The sequence below is a fragment of the Plasticicumulans lactativorans genome, assembly GCF_004341245.1.
GTDB classification, from domain to species: Bacteria; Pseudomonadota; Gammaproteobacteria; order Competibacterales; family Competibacteraceae; genus Plasticicumulans_A; species Plasticicumulans_A lactativorans.
Genome location: NZ_SLWY01000019.1, coordinates 62,550 through 79,321, shown reverse-complemented (window position 1 = coordinate 79,321; position 16,772 = coordinate 62,550). Strand labels below are relative to the sequence as shown.

The following is a 16,772-nucleotide window of genomic DNA, read 5'->3' as shown; positions in this document are numbered from 1 at the left end:
GACCAGCACCTCGGCGCCGAGCTTCTGGAAGCGCTCGGCCACGCTCGGATCGAGCGCCACCCGCCGCTCCCCCGGATGCACCTCTTTCGGTACCAACAGTTTCAGGGTCATGTCGTTCTATTGCCTCCTCCAGTCAGGTTTGTCGGCGCAGGTCATCGCCGGCGCACATTCAAGGCTTATCCGATCAATCTGGAAAATTGATCTGGTCAGAATATTGGAAATTCTCACGTGCCTGGGTTCAACCGGAATCCGGTCTACCTATCTCGTTGATAGGTCAGCCACTCGTGTCTTTTTGTACCAACGGTTTCACCGTAATATCGCTCTGCTCTCCTCCTCTCTTGGTCAGCCGTGCTGCGTTAATCGACGAGAAGCCACGGTTCAATGGTGGATATGGTGCAAGTCTTCCGGATGCCTGCCCTGGCAGGACGGGGTTGGCGATATGAGCCGCGCTTGTACCTGGCCGTATCTTCATCCGTGCGTGCTCGACAACCGGATGGCGAGAGCCAAGGAAACGGATATCAGTGCGGCGAGATTTCCCATGATCACGATGGAGGCAACTTTTTCGGGTTCCTGCTTGAAGCGTTCCGCGAACATGAAATTGAGGACTGCGGGCGGCAAGGCTCCAAAGAGCAGCAGAACGTCTTCTTCGCCCGCAGAAAGTCCAAGAATCCGGCAATAGAGGTAGGCGACGATCATGCCGGTGATCGGTGTGGCCACCGCTCCGACGAGGCCGATCCGCCACTGGGCGAAGGGGGCCGTGTTCAGCCGCACCCCGAGCGAGAAGAGCATCAGCCCGGTCGAGACGTCGCCCACGACTTTGGTCGCTGCCGTGATGGGAGGCCAGAGGGTGATTCCGGAAATGCTCACGGCGATACCCGTGAAGCCAGCCAGGAACACCGGATCACGGGCAAGGTGAATCAATCGACTGTTGCGCCCCAGCCAATAGGTGCCGATCGAAAAATGCATCACGGTTTCGATCAGGAAAAGAATGACAGCCGCGGGCAGGGCTTTGTCCCCGAAGGCAAGCGACAACAGGGGCAGGCCCATATTGCCGGAGTTCTTGAACATCATCGGCGGCAGCAAGGTCTTCGGCGCATGACCGAGCGCCTTCGCAATCGGCCACCCCAGCAGGCCGGAGCCGAGCACGATGACTGCGCCTCCAAGCGCGATCATTCCGAGGTTCGATAGCGCGAAGGGCTTGCTGGCAAGGGCCGTGAAGATCAGCGCCGGCATGAATACGGCCATGTTCACCTGGTTCGCAGCGATCATGTTCGGGCGCCGATTCCTGCCGTAGATGAAGCCGATCAGGACCACCACGAAAATCGGAAAGACGATGCTGGCAATCTGAACGAACATGGATCCACCGTGGAATGAGCAGAGGCGACCAGGAACGCTGCGTTGCGGTGAGTCGCCCCGGCGATGCCCCCCGAGGGGGCATGCCGGGACTGTCACACCATGAAAAGTGCGTTGGTGAGAGCGTTGGCCGTCAGTCGAGGAAGCCGGTGGAAATCCACGGCACCGCGGCGACCAGGATCAGGCCGACGAGCAGGGCCAGCATGTAGCCGACGATGGGTTTCATGCCTTCGTCGGGCCGGATGCGGCTGATGGCGCAGGCGGCGTAGTAGCCGACGCCGAAGGGCGGCGCGAACAGCCCCAGGCCCATGGCGAGGATCACCACCATGGAGTAATGCACGTCGTTGATGCCCATCTGGCGTGCGATCGGGAAGAGCAGCGGCCCGAACAACACGATCGCCGGGATCCCTTCCAGAACACTGCCCAGGATGATGAAGGCGAGGATGGAGGCGGCCATGAACATTGCCGTACCACCCGGCAAACCGGCCATCGCCTGGGCAAGCTGGTTGGAGAAGCCCGACTGGGTCAGGGCCCATGCCATACCGGTCGCAGTGCCGATGATCAGGAGGATCGCTCCGGACAGGCCCGCCGTTTCGATGAGCATCGGCTTGAGCCGCCTCCACTCGAAGCGCCGGTAGATCAGCAGCCCGGCCAGTACCGCATAGACGATGCCAAGGGTGGACACCTCGGTGGCCGTGGCGACGCCTTCCACCACCGCGGCGCGGATGACGAAGGGCAGGGCGATGGCCGGAATGGCGATCATGAACTTCTTGGCGATCTCCCCACGGGTCGCCCGCTGCACCTTGGACATGTCCTCGCCCCGGTAGCGCCACCACACCACGGCGCAGAGGGTGATCCCCAGCACCACGCCGGGCAGCATGCCGCCGATGAAGAGGGCCGAGATGGACACGCCGGTTACCGAGCCCAGGGTGATGAGCACCAGACTGGGGGGGATGGTCTCCGTCTGGGCTCCCGTGGCCGAAAGCAGCGCCACCAGATCGCCCGGCTTCGCCCCGCGCTCCTTCATTTCCGGGAAGAGCACGGGCGCCACCGCCGCCATGTCCGCCGCCTTGGAGCCCGAGATACCGGAGACCAGGTACATGGCGCCCACCAGCACGTAGGACAGGCCGCCCCGCACGTGCCCCAACAGGCTCGCCAGGAAGCCCACCATCGCGGTGGCCATGCCGGTCATCTCGATCAGCAGGCCCAGGAACACGAAGAGGGGCACCGACAGCAGAATCAGGTGGGACATGCCCTCGTCCATCCGCCCTACCACCACCACCAGTGGCGTATCGGTGGTCAGCCCCAGATAGCCCAGGGTGGCCAGCCCGAAGGAGAAGGCGATGGGCGCGCCCGACAAGACCCCCAGGCCAACCAGGCCGACGAAGAAGATCAGCAGGTTGATGTTGCCCAGGTCGCGGAGGAAGGGCTCCAGCAGCATGAAGACTCCCGCCAGCGTAACAATGGTCGCCATGGCGCCCACGGCGTGGCGCCAGTCCGCCACCCCCAGCAGCCGCAGCATCGCCACCGCCAGCATCAGCACCGAGCCCACCGGCAGAGCCGCGGCCCGCCACGAGTTGGCTATCCCAAGGGCCGGGGTGGTGATGAAGGCTTCATCCTGGGCGAATTCCACCGCCGGGTGGATGACCAGCAGCAGGAACACCACCGGAGCGGCGATGGCCACCGTGTCGAGGAAGGCGCGCATCCCCGGAGAGGCCATGCCCACCAAGGCCGTCATGCGCATGTGCTCGCCCCGGCGCAGGGCCACGACGGCCCCCAGCATCGCCAGCCACAGGAACAGGATGGAGGCCAGTTCGTCCGACCAGATGATGGGGGTGTGGAGCAGATAGCGGCTCACCACCCCGGCGAGCAGGACGACGATCTCCGCCACCACCAGGAGGGCGGCGGCAATCTCCGCGGCATGGGTGACGGCGCTATCGACGACGGCAAACGCGGGGTGCCGGTGCTCTATCGCGTATGAGTGCTGTATCGCGGCCATGGCATCAACCCAGCTTTCCGGCGTACTTCTCGAGGAGGCTCCAGGCCTCTTCGCCGTATTTCGCCTTCCAGTCGCCGTAGAAGCTCGTCTTGGCCAGGGCGGCACGGAAGGCCTGGCGGTCCACTTCGATGACGGTGAGGCCCTTGGTCTTCAATTCATCCTGCAGGGAGGTGGACAGGCGGGCGATGTCGGCACGCTGATCCTGGCCCGCACGGTCGAACTCCCTTTCCACGATGGCGCGCAGATCGTCCGGCAGGCGCTGCCAGGCGCGGCGGTTGCCGAGGATCCAGTAGCCGTCCCAGACGTGGCCGGTCAGGCTGACGGATTTCTGCACCTCGTAGAGTTTGGCCGTGGCGATGATCGGCAAGGGGTTCTCCTGACCCTCGACGACCTTGGTCTGCAGGGCGGAGTACAGCTCATTGAAGTTGATGGGCGCCGGCCCGGCGTCCAGGGCCTTGAACAGCGAGGTGAGCATCGGGGCCTGGGGTACCCGGATCTTGAAGCCCTTCAGGTCCTCCGGCGTGCGGATCTCGCGGGCGGAAGAGGTGACATGACGGAAGCCGTTGTCCCAGACCTTGCAGACCGACACCAGGCCGGTTTCGCTGATCTTGGTCCGGATGAAACGGCCGAGTTCGCCATCCATGGCCTTCCACACGGTGTCGTAATCGGTGAAGGCAAACCCCGTGTTGACGATGCCGGCGGCAGGAGTCAGGGTGGCCAGTACCGCGGAGGACTGGTTGAAAAATTCGACGCCCCCGCTGCGCACCTGGGATAACAGGTCGGTGTCGGAACCCAGCTGGTTCGCCGGGAACAGTTTGATGTCGACTCGGCCTCCGGTCGCCTCGCGAATGCGATTCAAGGCCTCCTGGAGGCGCACGTTGACGGGATGGGTGGGGTCCTGGCCGGTGGCCAGCTTGTAATTGAATTCGGCCGCGTTTGCCCAGCGCGAGATGCTGAACAGCGGCAGGGAGACCGCGGCCGCGGCGCTGATCTTGAGAAAGCTGCGGCGGTCGATTCCACCAGAATTATTCGAGCGACCAGTCATGATGTACTCCTCTCTATTTTGAATCTGTCTTTCTAGTCTCTGGTGTCCGCCGGATCGAGTTGTTCGCTCCGGCGTCAGGTTCGATACCTCCCCCCGGCCATGGGGAGAGGTATCCGCGCAAAGCCTGCGATCAGGCGCTGGATCACCCGTGGATCAGCATGCCGCCGTTGACGTCGATGACGGCCCCGGTGACGTAGGCCGAAAGATCCGAGGCGAGGAACAGGTAGCAGCCCGCTACATCGTTCGCGTCGCCCAGGCGGTTCAGGGGGATGCTGCTGGCAATCTCGGCCTTCTGGGCGTCGGTGAGCTTGCCCTTGCTGATATCGGTCTGGATCAGGCCGGGGGTCACGCAGTTGACGCGGATGTTGTCGGGGCCCAGTTCCCGCGCCATGGCTTTGGCCAGCCCCAGCACGCCGGCCTTGGCCGCCGAGTAGTGGGGGCCACCCAGGATGCCGCCGCCGCGCTGTGCGGACACCGAGGACATGCAGGCGATGGAGCCGTAATGCTGCTTCTTCATCTGGGGAATCACGGCCTGGGAGAGATAGAGCACACCCCGCAGATTGACGTCGAGGATGCGATCCCAGCTCTCGGGGTCGATATCGACGACCTTGGCAGGCTGGGTGATGCCGGCGTTATTGACGAGGATGTCGATCCGGCCGAACTCGGCGATCACGCGCTCGGTGGCCTTGAGGCAGGCATCCTTGTCGACAACGTTGCAGACGTAGCCGCGGTGCTGCGGGCCGATCGCCGCGGCAGCCTCGGCGGCGGCCTTCTCGTCCAGGTCGAGGATGACGACCTTGGCACCATGCTTGGCGAAAAGATTGGCAGTGGCCAGGCCGATTCCGCGGGGTGTGGCGGCACCGGAAATGACGGCGACCTTGCCGTCGAGGAGCAGGGATTGAGACATGGATTGGACCTCTTGAAGGGCGTCGTTGACGGCGCCGCTGGGTGTTGGTTTGGACTCTTTGCGGCGACCGGCTTAGCCGAGCCAACCCTTGATGGCCGTCACCATGGCCTCGGTCGAGATGCCGTAGCGATCGTGCAGGGTCGGCAGGGCCCCGGCGTCCAGAAAGGCGTCAGGCAGGGCAATCTGATAGAAGGGCGGCGTGACCCCGGCGGTGAGCAGGGCGGTGGCCACTGCTTCGCCCAGGCCGCCGACAGCGGTGTGGTTTTCCGCCACCACCACCAGCCTGCCGGAGCGGCTGGCCTCGGCGAGGATGGTCGCGGTGTCCAGGGGCTTGATGGTGGGCACATGGAGCACGCCGACATCGACGCTGTCCGATTCCAGGGCTTTGGCGACTTCCAGGGCGCGCATCGTGAGAATCCCGGAGGAGATCACCAGCACGTCCTTCCCGTCCCGCAGCATCTTGGCCTTGCCCAGTTCGAACGTGTAGTCGTACTCGTCCAGCACCAGGGGCACGTTGCCCCGCAGCAGGCGCATGTACACCGGGCCGGCATGGGCGGCGATCTGGGGCACGGCCTGCTCGGTGTCCAGGGCGTCGCAGGGATCGATGATCGTCATGCCGGGAATGCCGCGCATCAGCGCGATGTCTTCAGTGGCTTGGTGGCTGGGGCCATAGCCGGTGGTGAGGCCCGGCAGGGCGCAGCACATCTTGACGTTGAGGTTTTCCTCGGCGATCACCTGATGGACGAAGTCGAAGGCGCGGCGTGTGCCGAACACCGCGTAGGTGGTGGCGAAGGGGATGAAGCCTTCCTTCGCCATGCCGCCGGCGGAAGCCATCAGCAACTGCTCGGCCATGCCCATCTGGAAGAAACGCTCGGGGTAAGCCTGGGCGAACAGGTGCAGGTCGGTGTACTTGGCCAGATCCGCCGTCAGACCGACGATGTCAGCACGCTGCTGGGCCAACTCGACCAGGGCCTTGCCGAAGGGGGCGGCCTTCACGCGCTGCCCTTCGGAGGCGATGGAGGCGATCATGGCCGAGGTGGTCAGCCGCGGTTTCTTTGCGGTGGTGCTCATCACACGGCTCCTCGCGCTTGGTCCAGGATTTCGATGGCTTGCTGCCACTCGTGGGGATCGACACGGATGAAGTGGTTCTTCTCGCGTGCCTCGAGGAAGGGGACGCCCTTGCCCATCAGCGTGTCGAAGAGAATCACGCGGGGCCTGGCTTCCTGCAGGTTGCGCGCGGTGTCGAAGGCGGCGATGACGGCGGGCAGATCGTTGCCGTTCACGCGCTGGACGTGCCAACCGAAGGCGGCCCACTTGTCGGCGAGGGGTTCGAAGCCCATCACCTTGGTCGAGGGGCCGTCGGCCTGCTGGTTATTGATGTCCACCAGGCAGATCAGATTGGAAAGTCCGTGATGGGCGGCGCCCATGGCGGCTTCCCAGGTGGAGCCCTCGTCCAGCTCGCCGTCGGACATGGAGTTGTAGACGAAGGCCGGGTTGCCCTTGAGGCGCAGCCCCAGGGCGATGCCCACCGCGATGGGCAGGCCCTGGCCCAGGGAGCCGCCGGACATCTCCATTCCCGGCGTGTAAGTGGCCATGCCGGACATGGGCAGCCGACTGTCGTCGCTGCCATAGGTCTCCAGTTCGTCCTCTGGAATGACCCCGGCTTCGAGCAGTGCGGCGTAGAAAGCGATGGCGTAGTGGCCATGGGAGAGCAGGAAGCGGTCGCGCCCTTCCCACTCGGGGTCGCTCGGCTTGTAGCTCATGGCGTGGCAGTAGGCTACCGCCAGCACATCGGCGTAGCCCAAGGCTTGGCCGACATAGCCTTGGCCTTGCACTTCGCCCATCTGCAACGCATAGCGGCGAATGCGGTAAGCGTGTTCGGCAAGCTTGGTGTGGCTGCCGATTTCGCTGGGTATATTCATTCAGATCTCCTCGTCCCGGTTGCCGGCACTGGTCGCCCAGGCTGGCGTCCTCGGTTTGGTTGCGACCCGGAGAGACGGTCCTCTCCGCCACTCACCGGGGGCTGCAGAAGCGTTGCCCGAACAGCGCCCGGTGAGTGGTGATTAACTTAAAGGCTTGAAATTTAAGGCTCAAACGAATAAAAACGAGCTATTGATGAGTTGAATTCACCCAGGTGCTGCGATGCAAAATCGCATTTCCCTCAAGAGCGTCCAGACTTTCGAGGCAGCGGCCCGGCTTTCTTCTTTTGCGCTGGCGGCGGAAGAGCTGTTCGTGACGCCCTCGGCGGTGAGCCATCAGGTCAAGCTGTTGGAGGAGCAGGTAGGCATCAAGCTGTTCCACCGGGTACATCGGGCGGTGGTTCTGACCGATGCGGGGCGGCGCTATGCCGAGGAGATATCAGCCGCCTTCGCCCGCATCGAAACGGCCACCCGCAACATCGGCCGGGGGGAGAAAAGTGACATTCTCACGGTGCATTCGACTCCGAGCTTTGCCACCCAGTGGCTAATGCCGCGCCTGGCGCGCTTCAGCGCCCAGAACCCGGACGTCGATGTCCGGTTGCACGCCTCCGTCGGCGCCGTCGATTTGACGACCGAGGCCGTGGACATCGATATCCGTTACGGCAGCCGGCGTCTTCAGCCGCCAGGCATTCTGGTCCTGGACTTCCCCCCGGAAACGATCGTGCCGCTTTGCTCACCAGCCTTGGTTAACGGGCCGCACCCGATCCGCACACCGGATGATTTGTGTCATCACACGCTGATCCACAGCGAGGTGTGTCTGGTGGGGTGGCGCGACTGGCTGCGTGCGCACCGCAAGGTCAAATTGGATATCTCTCGCGGGCCACGTTTCGATCGGTCCTTCATGGCCATCAGCGCGGCGGTGGATGGTTTGGGGGTGTGCTTCGAAAGTCTGTTGCTGGTCCAGCGCGAACTGGAGAGCGGGCATCTGGTGGCGCCCTTGGGGCTGGAAGGACCCAAGGTTCAGGGTTACACGCTCAATTTGCTGAAGGCCCGCGCGGATCTGCCCAAGATCCGCGGTTTTCAGGACTGGCTGTTTGGACAACTGTCCAGTTGAAGGCGCTCGGTCGATGCCCGGGCGGTAATCCGTCCATTCATCCATCTGCCCGGCCGAATCGGCTTTACGTAGTTTTTAGGTATTCACTTAAAAACTGATTTGAAACTTCGAGCCGTATCCCTGCAGCAAGCGGTCGACCTCGCCCTGTAGCGAGGCCGGCTGCCACGCAACGAAGTATCGCCAGAAAGGCTTGGCGTGCTTCCAGAGGATCTCGATGGGGTTGAGTTCAGGGCTGTAGGCGGGCAGGACATGCAGCCACAGTCCTTTGATCAGCCACGCGCTGGCACGCGCCGCGACCGCGTAGCGGGTGTGAAGGCTGGCGTTGTCGAGCACCACGCAGGTCAGACGGGTGCAAGGCTCGGCCACGAGACGATCGAGAAAGCCGATCAGATCGGCGCTGCGGGCTGCGCCCCGTATCAGCGCGTAGTGCAGCGGCCCGTCGGGTTCGAGCGCGCCGAGCGCGGTCAAACGCCGACCGTGGGGGGTGGCGTTCACCGCGTGCGTCACACCGTCGCTGCACCGCGCCTGGACCCCGCGCGGCTGGCTCCCTGAACTCGGCCGTGCCCGCCTGCTTCGGCGGGCAGTTCATCGGCCGCCGCGAAGGCCGCGATGGCCTCCGGGCGGATGCCGGCGTAGTTGTCGCGGGCGAAACGTCGAAGAGTGGTCAGTCGAAATCCAGGTTGAGGGGTTCGCCGCTCGCGGCAGCGCATCCCGCCGCGGTCAGCACGACGTCGGTCGAAGAGTTCAGCGCGGTCTCGGTCGAATCCTGCACCACGCTGATGACGAAGCCGATGGCGACGATCTGCATGGCGACGTCGTTCGAGATGCCGAACAGGCTGGTGGCCATCGGGATCAGCAGCAGCGAGCCACCGGCCACGCCCGACACGCCGGCGGCGGCGAACGAGGACACGATGCACAGCAGCAGCGCGGTCAGGATGTCCACCTGCATGCCCAGCGTGTGGGCGGCGGCCAGCGTCATCACCGAGATCGTGATCGCGGCGCCGGCCATGTTGACCGTGGCGCCCAGCGGGATGGAGATCGAATAGGTGTCCTCATGCAGGCCCATGCGCTTGCACAGTTCCATGTTGACCGGGATGTTGGCGGCCGAGCTGCGGGTGAAGAAGGCCGTCACCGCGCTTTCACGCAGGCAGGTGAGCACCAGCGGATAGGGGTTCTTGCGGATTTTCCAGAACACGATCAGCGGATTCACGACCAGCGCAACGAACAGCATGGAGCCGACGATGATGAGCAGCAGGCGGCCGTAGCCGAGCAGCGCGTCGAGGCCGGAGTCGCCCAGGGTGGCGGCCACCAGCCCGAAGATGCCCAGCGGCGCGAAGCGGATCACGACGTGCACGATGCTGGAGACGGCGTCGGCCAGGTCGTTCAGCATGGCGCGGGTGGCCGCGTTGGCGTGGCGCAGGACCATGCCGAGCGCGATCGCCCACGCCAGAATGCCGATGAAGTTGGCTTCCATCAGCGCCTTGAACGGGTTGGTGACGGCGCTCAGCAGCAGGTTTTTGAGCACCACCAGGATGCCGGCCGGCGGCGTGCCGGTGGCGGCGGGTGCATTGAGCACCAGTGTGGTGGGGAAGGCGAAGCTGGCGATGACGGCGACCAGCGCCGCGGCCAGCGTGCCGATCACGTACAGCATCAGGATGGGCCGGACGTGGGTGGGCTGGCCATGTTCATGGCTGGCGATGGCGGCGGTGACCAGCACGAAGACCAGTACCGGCGCGACCGACTTGAGCGCGGCGATGAACAGGTCGCCGAACAGTGCGACCGAGCTGGTCGCCCCGGGCGCGATCAGCGCCAGGGCGACGCCCAGCACCAGGCCGATCGAGATCTGGGAGATGAGGCTCAGGCGCAGCAGGCGCTGGAGAGCCGTGGGAGCGGCAGTGGTCATGAAAGATGTCTCCTCGATGGTTTTATTTTGCAGGGTGAAGAGCTCGAGTGGATCGAGCGGGGCTGGCGCGGACTTCGGGAGGTGCGCTCAGCACTCGGGGAAGCTGACGGCGAGTCCGCCGCGGGAGGTCTCCTTGTACTTGTCCAGCATGTCGCGGCCGGTGTCGCGCATGGTGCGGATCGCCTGGTCGAGCGAGATCGCGTGGGCGCCGTCGCCGCGCAGCGCGAGCTGGGCGGCGTTGATCGCCTTGATCGAGGCCATCGCATTGCGTTCGATGCAGGGCACCTGCACCAGGCCGCCGACCGGGTCGCAGGTCAGCCCGAGGTTGTGCTCGAGGCCGATCTCGGCGGCGTTCTCGACCTGCTCCGGCGTGCCGCCGAGCACCTCGGCGAGGCCGGCCGCGGCCATCGCGCAGGCCGAGCCGACCTCGCCCTGACAGCCGACCTCGGCGCCGGAGATGGAAGCGTTCTTCTTGCACAGCACGCCGACCGCGGCGGCGGCGAGGAGGAAGTTCTCCACGTCGCGTGCGCCCGCGCCGGGCATGAAGTTCATGTAGTAGTGCAGCACCGCCGGGATGATGCCGGCCGCACCGTTGGTGGGCGCGGTGACCACGCGGCCGCCGCCGGCGTTCTCCTCGTTGACCGCGAGCGCATAGAGGTTGACCCAGTCGAGCGCGGCCATGGTGTCACTGATCAGGTTGCGGCCCGCGGCGCGCTCGCTGAGCTTGCGATGCAGGGACGGCGCACGCCGGCGCACGTTGAGCCCGCCGGGCAGCACGCCCTCGTGGCCGACGCCGCGCGTCACGCAGGCGCGCATCACGTCCCAGATGCGCTGCAGCGCGGCGCGCGTCTCTTCCGTGCTGCGCCAGGCCGACTCGTTGGCGAGCATCAGCTCGCTGATGCGCAGGCCGTGGTGGCGGCACTGGGCGAGCAGCTCGGCGCCGGTCGCGAAGGGATAGGGCACGGCGACCTCGGCCTCGGCCGGTGCGCCGGACTGCGCCTGCGCCTCGTCGATCACGAAACCGCCGCCGACCGAGTAGTACGTGTTCTCGTACAGCACGCCGGCGTCGCCGTGCGCGGCCAGGCGCATCGCGTTGGGATGGTAGGGCAGGCTCACCGGCAGTAGGCGCAGGTCGCGCGTCCAGTCGAAGGGCACGGCGGTCGCGCCGCCCAGCGGCAGGCTGCCGTCGATCCGCACCGCATCCACCGCGCCGACCAGGAAGTCGGGATCGACCTGGTCCGGCCGCGCGCCCATCAGGCCGGCCACCACCGCACGGTCGGTACCGTGGCCGACACCGGTCGCCGAGAGCGAACCGTAGAGCTTCGCCTCGATGCGGCGCACCTGTTCCAGCAGGCCGCGGCGCTGCAGTTCGGCGACGAAATCGTGCGCAGCCCGCATCGGCCCGACCGTATGCGAACTGGAAGGACCGACGCCGATCTTGAACAGGTCGAGGACGCTGATGGACATGGATCGCTCCTGGTGGAATCCGGTATTGCTTTAATGAGGCTAATGGCGAAAATGCTTATCGGTATATCGCCACATTTTTAGCTTGAACTTAACGTGGCTCAATCGATAGTTTTTTACTTTTGCTTTAGAGGCTCTAAAGCATGATTCCTGCCGCGCCCTCGCAGGTCCATACCCGGCTGCGGGTCTTCCTGGCTGCCGCGCAGCATCTGTCCTTCACCCGCGCGGGCGAGCAGCTGAACATCACCACCGGCGCGGTCAGCCAGCAGATCAAGCTGCTCGAGGACTGGCTCGGCCAGCGCCTGTTCCGCCGCCTGCCGCGCCGGCTCGAACTCACGGATGCCGGCAACCGCCTGCTCTCCGCGGTCGATCCCGCCTACGCCGCGGTGGAGCTCGCCATCGGCCGCCTGCGCGGCGGCGCGCTGAGCGGGGTGGTGCGCTTGCGTACCCTGCCCTCCTTTCTCGCCACCTGGCTGGTGCCGCGCCTGCCGCGGCTGATGGCGCGCTTCCCGCAGATCGAACTCCAGGTCGAGGCCGAGGACAGCACCTATTCCCTGCGCGACGGTGAGTTCGACCTCGCGATCGACCTCAACGACGGCACCTACCCGGGCTTCCAAAGCACCGTGCTGCTGGAGGAGGAGATCTTCCCGGTGTGCTCGCCCCGCCTGCTCGAAGGCCGCCCGCCACTGCGCACGCCCGAAGACCTGCACCATTACCCGCTGCTGCACGACATGACCGCCTGGCGCGGCAGCCCGCCCTACGCCGAATGGGAGCGCTACCTGCGCGCCACCAACGCGCCGCAGGTCGAGGTGCGGCGCGGCTACATGTTCAACCGCAACCACATCACGATGCAGTGCGCGATCGCCGGCATGGGGGTGGCGATCGCGCGCCGCACGCTGATCACCGATGAACTCGACAGCGGCCGTCTGGTCGCGCCCTTCCACCAGGTGGTGAGCACCGGCAAGCGCTACTGCCTGGTGTATTCGGCCGGCGCGCTCGCCGACCCACGGGTGGCGACGGTGCATGACTGGATCGCAGGCGAGGCGCGTGGCGTGCAGGGCGACGGGGCGACACGGCAAGACGCCCCCGCCAGCACCATCGACAGGCAGTAGGGCAGGGCGCAGCCCGATCGACGTCCTCAGCCCGGTTTGCGTCGGTAGCCTGGCGGCGGCCTGCCGCGCCCAGGGCTGGTCGCCGCGGATCCTCTGCGAGGTCCGCCCGGAGGCGTCGCAGGTCGCCTTCGCCGGCTGCGGCCAGGGCATCGCGCTGGTGCCGGCGACGCGGAAGAAGCGTGCGCCGAGGAGCGTCGTGGTCCGTCCGCTCGGCGTGGCCACGACCGTCCTGGGGAACACGGCGCGGATGAACCCGTGGGGGGGGGCGATCGTCGCGACGTTCGGCACTGCCGCGTCGCGCGGCGGCGGGCGCCGTCAGTCCGGGGTGAAGCCGGCCTGCAGCAGCCGCCGTGCGCTGGCGGCGGCGCCGTCGAGGTCGAGGCCGCCGTCCGGCGGCGGCGCGGGGGCGGCGAGCGCGGCGTCGATCGCGCGCGCGAGGGCGGCGGGGTCGGTGGCGGCGGGCACCTGTGCGAGGCCGCGCGCGGCGAGGTGCGCGGCGCGCGCGGCCTGTTCGGTCTCGCCGTCCTCGGCGTAGGGCACGAGCACCGCGCGGCAGCCGGCGCGCAGCACGTCGCAGACGGTGTTGTAGCCGGCCTGCGACACCGACACCGCGGCGCCGGCGAGCAGCGCCGGGAAGTCCGGGCGGAAGCGCTCGACGCCGACGCCGGCCGGGGCGGCGGCACGCAGCGCGTGCAGCGCGGCGTCCGGCGTGTTGGGGCCGGCGAGCAGCAGCCAGGGCGCGGCGGCGAGGCGGGTCGCGGCGCGCGCGGCGAGCGCGGCGCCGAGCAGCGCGGTGCCGACGGCGCCACCGCCCGCCGAGACGAGCACCACGGCGGCGGCGGCCGGCGCCACGCGCGGGCCGGCGACCAGCCCGGTGTAGGCGAGGCGCGGCGTGAGCCGCGCGGCGAGCGGGAAGCTCGCCTCGAAGCGGCACAGCCGCGGGTCGCCGTGCACCAGCACCTGGTCGAAGTGCGCGTCGAGGGTGGCGACGGTCTCCTCGGCGCGCCCCGGCTTGCGGCTCGCCTGGACGATGTCGCGCACCGAGCAGACCACGCGCGGGCGCGGCGTGCGCGCGTGCGCGGCGGCGAGCAGCGGCAGCAGCTCGAAGCGCAGCGGGCGGCGGCCGAAGGGGAAGGCCTCGATCACCAGCACGTCGGGCGCGAGCCGCGCGAAGGCGTCGAGCAGGGCGGCGCGGCGGGCGTCGAGAAAGGCCGCGTCGACCGGCTGCCCGGCGGCGTCGACCAGCGTCGAGAAGTCGCCGCCGCCGGCCGCGCGCAGCGGCGGCAGCTGCACGAGCGCCACGCCGGCGCCGGGGAAGCCGGGCACCGGCATCCCGCCGCTCAGCACCGTCACCTCCGCGCCCTGCGCCGCGAGCGCCTGCGCGATGCGGCTCACGCGCGCCAGGTGGCCGATGCCGAGCAGGTGCTGGACGTAGCACAGCACGCGCGAGCGGCGTGCGGGCTCAGGCATCGGCGGCGGGCCCTGCGCCGAACAGGGCCAGCAGGCCCCCGAGGCATGCGGCGTGGTCGAAGTGCGCGCGCACCCGCGCCTCGGCGGCGGCGCCGAGGCGCTCGCGCAGCGCCGGGTCGCGGATCAGCCGCTCCAGCGCGGCGGCGAGCGCGGCGACGTCGCCGGGCTCGACGAGCACGCCGCTGACGCCGTCGTCGAGCAGCTCGGGCACCCCCGAGACGCGCGTCGACAGGCACGCCAGGCGCTGGCTCGCGGCCTCGACCAGCACGTTGGGCAGGCCGTCGCGGTCGCCGTCGGCGCTGACCCGGCAGGGCAGCACGAACAGGTCGGCGGCGCGGTAGCGTTCGAGCACGGCGGTCTGCGGCAGCGCGCCCAGCCATTCGATGCGCGCGCCGAGGCCGAGCGCCTGCGCCTGCGCACGCAGCGCCGGCAGGCGCGCACCGCCGCCGACGTGCGCGAGCGTCCAGGCGAGCGCGGGTGGCAGCCGCGCGAGCGCCGCCAGCAGCAGGTCGAAGCCCTTCTTGTCGACGGCACGGCCGACCGCGAGCAGGCGCACCGGTTCGCCGCGGCCGTCGCGCGGCGGGCGCGGCGCCGGGTACGGCGGGAAGCGGTCGAGGTCGAGGCCGTGGTAGCTCAGGTGCACGCGGCCATCGGTCGGTGCCAGCGCGTTCAGGCGCGCGTGGCCGGCGCGCGTGCAGGTGACCACCCAGCGCGCGTCGGCGAGCTTGACGGCGAGGTCCCAGTCGGGCGAGGTCCAGATGTCCTTGGCGTGCGCCGAGGCCGTCCACGGCAGGCCGGTGAGCAGGCTGGCGTAGCGGGTGACGCTCGCCGGAGTGTGCAGGAAGTGCGCGTGCAGGCGCGTGCAGCGCGGGTCGAGCTCGGCGGCGAGCACCAGCGCCTGGCCGAAGCGGCGCACGCGGTTGGGGCTGCGGTCGCGGGCGAGGTCGGCGAGGAAGGCCGCGCGCGCGGCGCGGTAGCCGGGCAGCCGGCGCGCGCGCCACCAGCCGCGCAGCACGCGCCGGCACTCCTGGTACAGGTACTCGGGCAGGTAGCGCACCGGCGCGCGGATCTCGGCGTGCACCGGGTGGGTGGCGGCATCGGTGGGGTGGCGCAGCGCGACGATCTCGAGCGCGAGGCCGGCGCGTTCGAGGCCGAGCAGTTCCTGCGCGATGAAGGTCTCGGACAGCCGCGGGTAGCCCTTCACCACCACCACGAGCGTGCCGGCCGGCGCTGCGGCGCCCGCCATGCGCTCAGCGCCCGCCGGCGCCGGCACGACGGCGCGCGTGCGGGTGGCTGTCGAGCCAGTCGCCGACCAGCCGGTTGATGGTTTCGAGGCCGTCGAGCTGCGGTGGCCGCGGCGCCTGCGAGGGCGGGCTGCGGGTCGCCAGCGCGCGCAGGCGCGCGGCGAGGCAGGCGGGGTCGGCGGCGTCGTCGGGGTGCAGCCAGTCGACCAGGCCGAGCTCGGCGGCGCGCCGGGTGCGGATCAGCTGCTCCTCGCGCGGGGCCACGCGCGGCACCAGCAGCGCCGGTTTGTCGAACGACAGGATCTCGCAGAAGGTGTTGTAGCCGCCCATCGCCACCAGCGCGCGGGCGCCGACCATCAGGTGCTCGATGTGGCTGTCGAACTCCGACACCAGCACCCGCGGCAGCGCGCGGGCGCGCGCGTGGATGTGCTCGCGCTCCTCGGCGGGCATGAACGGCCCGAGCACCAGCAGCCAGTGGTGCGGCAGCTCGGGGGTGCGCTCGAGCGCGGCCAGCACGTCCATCATCAGCGGCCCGCCGCCGCCGCCGCCGCCGGTGGTGACCAGCACGTAGTCGGCGGCCGGCAGCGCCTGCGCCGGCGGGCTGGTCGGCGGGTGGCGGCGCAGGTAGCCGGTGTAGGTCAGGCGCGCCTCCAGCGGGGTGGACAGCTCGAAGCCGGTCAGCGGGTTCCAGAAGTCGTCGGGGCCGTAGACCCAGATCGAGTCGTACAGCGCCTCGATCTTGCGCAGCACGTCGTGGCGTGCCCATTCGCTGCACAGCAGGTGCGGGGCGTCCATCACCTCGCGCAGGCCGAGCGCCAGCGTGGCGCCGCGGCCCTTGAGGAAGTGCAGGGTGTCCTCCAGCTCGCAGCGCAGGCCGAGCGGCTCCTTGTCGACGATGAACAGGTCCGGGGCGAACAGCCGGGCGGTGTCGTGGATGATTGCGCGGCGCATCGCCAGCGTCTCGCGCAGGTCGATGTGGCGGTCGAGCGAGGTGTAGTCGCCGTTGTGGAGCTTGATCACGCTCGGGATCTTCAGGAAGTCGACGCGCGCCTTGAAGTCGAAGGCGCCGGCGATCGACGAGCCCGAGATGAGCAGCACCTGCAGGCCCTTGAACTCGTCCACCAGCGCGTGCGCGATGGCGCGGCAGCGGCGCAGGTGGCCGAGGCCGAAGGTGTCGTGGCTGTACATCAAGATGCGCGCATCGTGCAGTCGCCGCATGCCCGGAGGTCTCCGCGTGCTCTG

At 68.0% G+C, this 16,772-nt stretch carries 14 protein-coding genes; 2 read left to right on the top strand and 12 right to left on the bottom strand.

Annotation, left to right across the window (positions count from 1 at the left end):
• Positions 1-468: 468 nt before the first annotated feature.
• The 6 genes from EV699_RS16320 to EV699_RS16295 form a co-directional block, all read right to left on the bottom strand.
• Positions 469-1,356, bottom strand: coding sequence for an AEC family transporter (locus EV699_RS16320; RefSeq protein WP_132544733.1), 888 nt, complete (start codon positions 1,354-1,356; stop codon positions 469-471).
• A gap of 130 nt (positions 1,357-1,486) precedes the next feature.
• The gene (locus EV699_RS16315) at positions 1,487-3,352 is read right to left on the bottom strand and encodes a TRAP transporter large permease (RefSeq protein WP_132544731.1); all 1,866 of its coding nucleotides are present in this window, start codon (positions 3,350-3,352) and stop codon (positions 1,487-1,489) included.
• Between the two features lie 4 nt (positions 3,353-3,356).
• A complete protein-coding gene (locus EV699_RS16310) occupies positions 3,357-4,397 on the bottom strand; it encodes a TRAP transporter substrate-binding protein (protein WP_132544729.1) in 1,041 nt (346 codons plus the stop codon).
• Positions 4,398-4,539: 142 nt separating this feature from the next.
• On the bottom strand, positions 4,540-5,304 hold the full coding sequence (locus tag EV699_RS16305; RefSeq protein WP_132544727.1) for an SDR family NAD(P)-dependent oxidoreductase: 765 nt from the start codon (positions 5,302-5,304) through the stop codon (positions 4,540-4,542).
• A gap of 72 nt (positions 5,305-5,376) precedes the next feature.
• A complete protein-coding gene (locus EV699_RS16300; protein WP_207923020.1) occupies positions 5,377-6,375 on the bottom strand; it encodes a transketolase family protein in 999 nt (332 codons plus the stop codon).
• Complete coding sequence (locus EV699_RS16295; RefSeq protein WP_132544723.1) at positions 6,375-7,226, bottom strand: transketolase; 852 nt, start codon at positions 7,224-7,226, stop codon at positions 6,375-6,377. The genes EV699_RS16300 and EV699_RS16295 overlap by 1 nt, the downstream gene beginning before the upstream one ends.
• A gap of 220 nt (positions 7,227-7,446) precedes the next feature.
• Here EV699_RS16295 and gcvA point away from each other — a divergent pair, with 220 nt between their 5' ends.
• Entirely contained in the window at positions 7,447-8,337 is an 891-nt protein-coding gene (gcvA, locus tag EV699_RS16290) for a transcriptional regulator GcvA (protein WP_132544721.1), read from the top strand.
• Between the two features lie 87 nt (positions 8,338-8,424).
• On the opposite strand, the gene EV699_RS16285 is transcribed toward gcvA, so the two are convergent.
• From EV699_RS16285 to EV699_RS16275, 3 genes are all read right to left on the bottom strand, one after another.
• A complete protein-coding gene (locus EV699_RS16285) occupies positions 8,425-8,844 on the bottom strand; it encodes a transposase (protein WP_132544719.1) in 420 nt (139 codons plus the stop codon).
• Positions 8,845-9,001: 157 nt separating this feature from the next.
• Complete coding sequence (gene sstT, locus EV699_RS16280; RefSeq protein ID WP_132544717.1) at positions 9,002-10,240, bottom strand: serine/threonine transporter SstT; 1,239 nt, start codon at positions 10,238-10,240, stop codon at positions 9,002-9,004.
• A gap of 87 nt (positions 10,241-10,327) precedes the next feature.
• The gene (locus tag EV699_RS16275; protein WP_132544715.1) at positions 10,328-11,707 is read right to left on the bottom strand and encodes an L-serine ammonia-lyase; all 1,380 of its coding nucleotides are present in this window, start codon (positions 11,705-11,707) and stop codon (positions 10,328-10,330) included.
• Between the two features lie 140 nt (positions 11,708-11,847).
• Here EV699_RS16275 and EV699_RS16270 point away from each other — a divergent pair, with 140 nt between their 5' ends.
• Complete coding sequence (locus EV699_RS16270) at positions 11,848-12,816, top strand: LysR substrate-binding domain-containing protein (RefSeq protein WP_132544713.1); 969 nt, start codon at positions 11,848-11,850, stop codon at positions 12,814-12,816.
• Between the two features lie 315 nt (positions 12,817-13,131).
• Here the strand turns inward: EV699_RS16270 and EV699_RS16265 are convergent, their stop codons facing one another.
• The 3 genes from EV699_RS16265 to EV699_RS16255 are packed head-to-tail and all read right to left on the bottom strand — an operon-like array spanning position 13,132 to position 16,748.
• On the bottom strand, positions 13,132-14,286 hold the full coding sequence (locus tag EV699_RS16265; RefSeq protein WP_132544711.1) for a glycosyltransferase family protein: 1,155 nt from the start codon (positions 14,284-14,286) through the stop codon (positions 13,132-13,134).
• Positions 14,279-15,532: a glycosyltransferase gene (locus tag EV699_RS16260; RefSeq protein WP_132544709.1), complete on the bottom strand. Its 1,254-nt coding sequence runs from the start codon at positions 15,530-15,532 to the stop codon at positions 14,279-14,281. The genes EV699_RS16265 and EV699_RS16260 overlap by 8 nt, the downstream gene beginning before the upstream one ends.
• Positions 15,533-15,536: 4 nt before the next feature.
• Positions 15,537-16,748, bottom strand: coding sequence for a glycosyltransferase family protein (locus EV699_RS16255; protein ID WP_132544707.1), 1,212 nt, complete (start codon positions 16,746-16,748; stop codon positions 15,537-15,539).
• Positions 16,749-16,772: the final 24 nt, after the last annotated feature.

Excerpts from the sequence above, each read along its gene's own strand:
- EV699_RS16295 (WP_132544723.1), bottom strand. The coding sequence starts at position 7,226 with ATGAATATACCCAGCGAAATCGGCAGCCACACCAAGCTTGCCGAACAC.
- EV699_RS16255 (WP_132544707.1), bottom strand. The coding sequence starts at position 16,748 with ATGCGGCGACTGCACGATGCGCGCATCTTGATGTACAGCCACGACACC.
- gcvA (WP_132544721.1), top strand. The coding sequence starts at position 7,447 with ATGCAAAATCGCATTTCCCTCAAGAGCGTCCAGACTTTCGAGGCAGCG.
- EV699_RS16275 (WP_132544715.1), bottom strand. The coding sequence starts at position 11,707 with ATGTCCATCAGCGTCCTCGACCTGTTCAAGATCGGCGTCGGTCCTTCC.
- EV699_RS16315 (WP_132544731.1), bottom strand. The coding sequence starts at position 3,352 with ATGGCCGCGATACAGCACTCATACGCGATAGAGCACCGGCACCCCGCG.
- EV699_RS16320 (WP_132544733.1), bottom strand. The coding sequence starts at position 1,356 with ATGTTCGTTCAGATTGCCAGCATCGTCTTTCCGATTTTCGTGGTGGTC.
- sstT (WP_132544717.1), bottom strand. The coding sequence starts at position 10,240 with ATGACCACTGCCGCTCCCACGGCTCTCCAGCGCCTGCTGCGCCTGAGC.
- EV699_RS16260 (WP_132544709.1), bottom strand. The coding sequence starts at position 15,532 with ATGGCGGGCGCCGCAGCGCCGGCCGGCACGCTCGTGGTGGTGGTGAAG.
- EV699_RS16300 (WP_207923020.1), bottom strand. The coding sequence starts at position 6,375 with ATGAGCACCACCGCAAAGAAACCGCGGCTGACCACCTCGGCCATGATC.
- EV699_RS16305 (WP_132544727.1), bottom strand. The coding sequence starts at position 5,304 with ATGTCTCAATCCCTGCTCCTCGACGGCAAGGTCGCCGTCATTTCCGGT.
- EV699_RS16265 (WP_132544711.1), bottom strand. The coding sequence starts at position 14,286 with ATGCCTGAGCCCGCACGCCGCTCGCGCGTGCTGTGCTACGTCCAGCAC.
- EV699_RS16270 (WP_132544713.1), top strand. The coding sequence starts at position 11,848 with ATGATTCCTGCCGCGCCCTCGCAGGTCCATACCCGGCTGCGGGTCTTC.
- EV699_RS16310 (WP_132544729.1), bottom strand. The coding sequence starts at position 4,397 with ATGACTGGTCGCTCGAATAATTCTGGTGGAATCGACCGCCGCAGCTTT.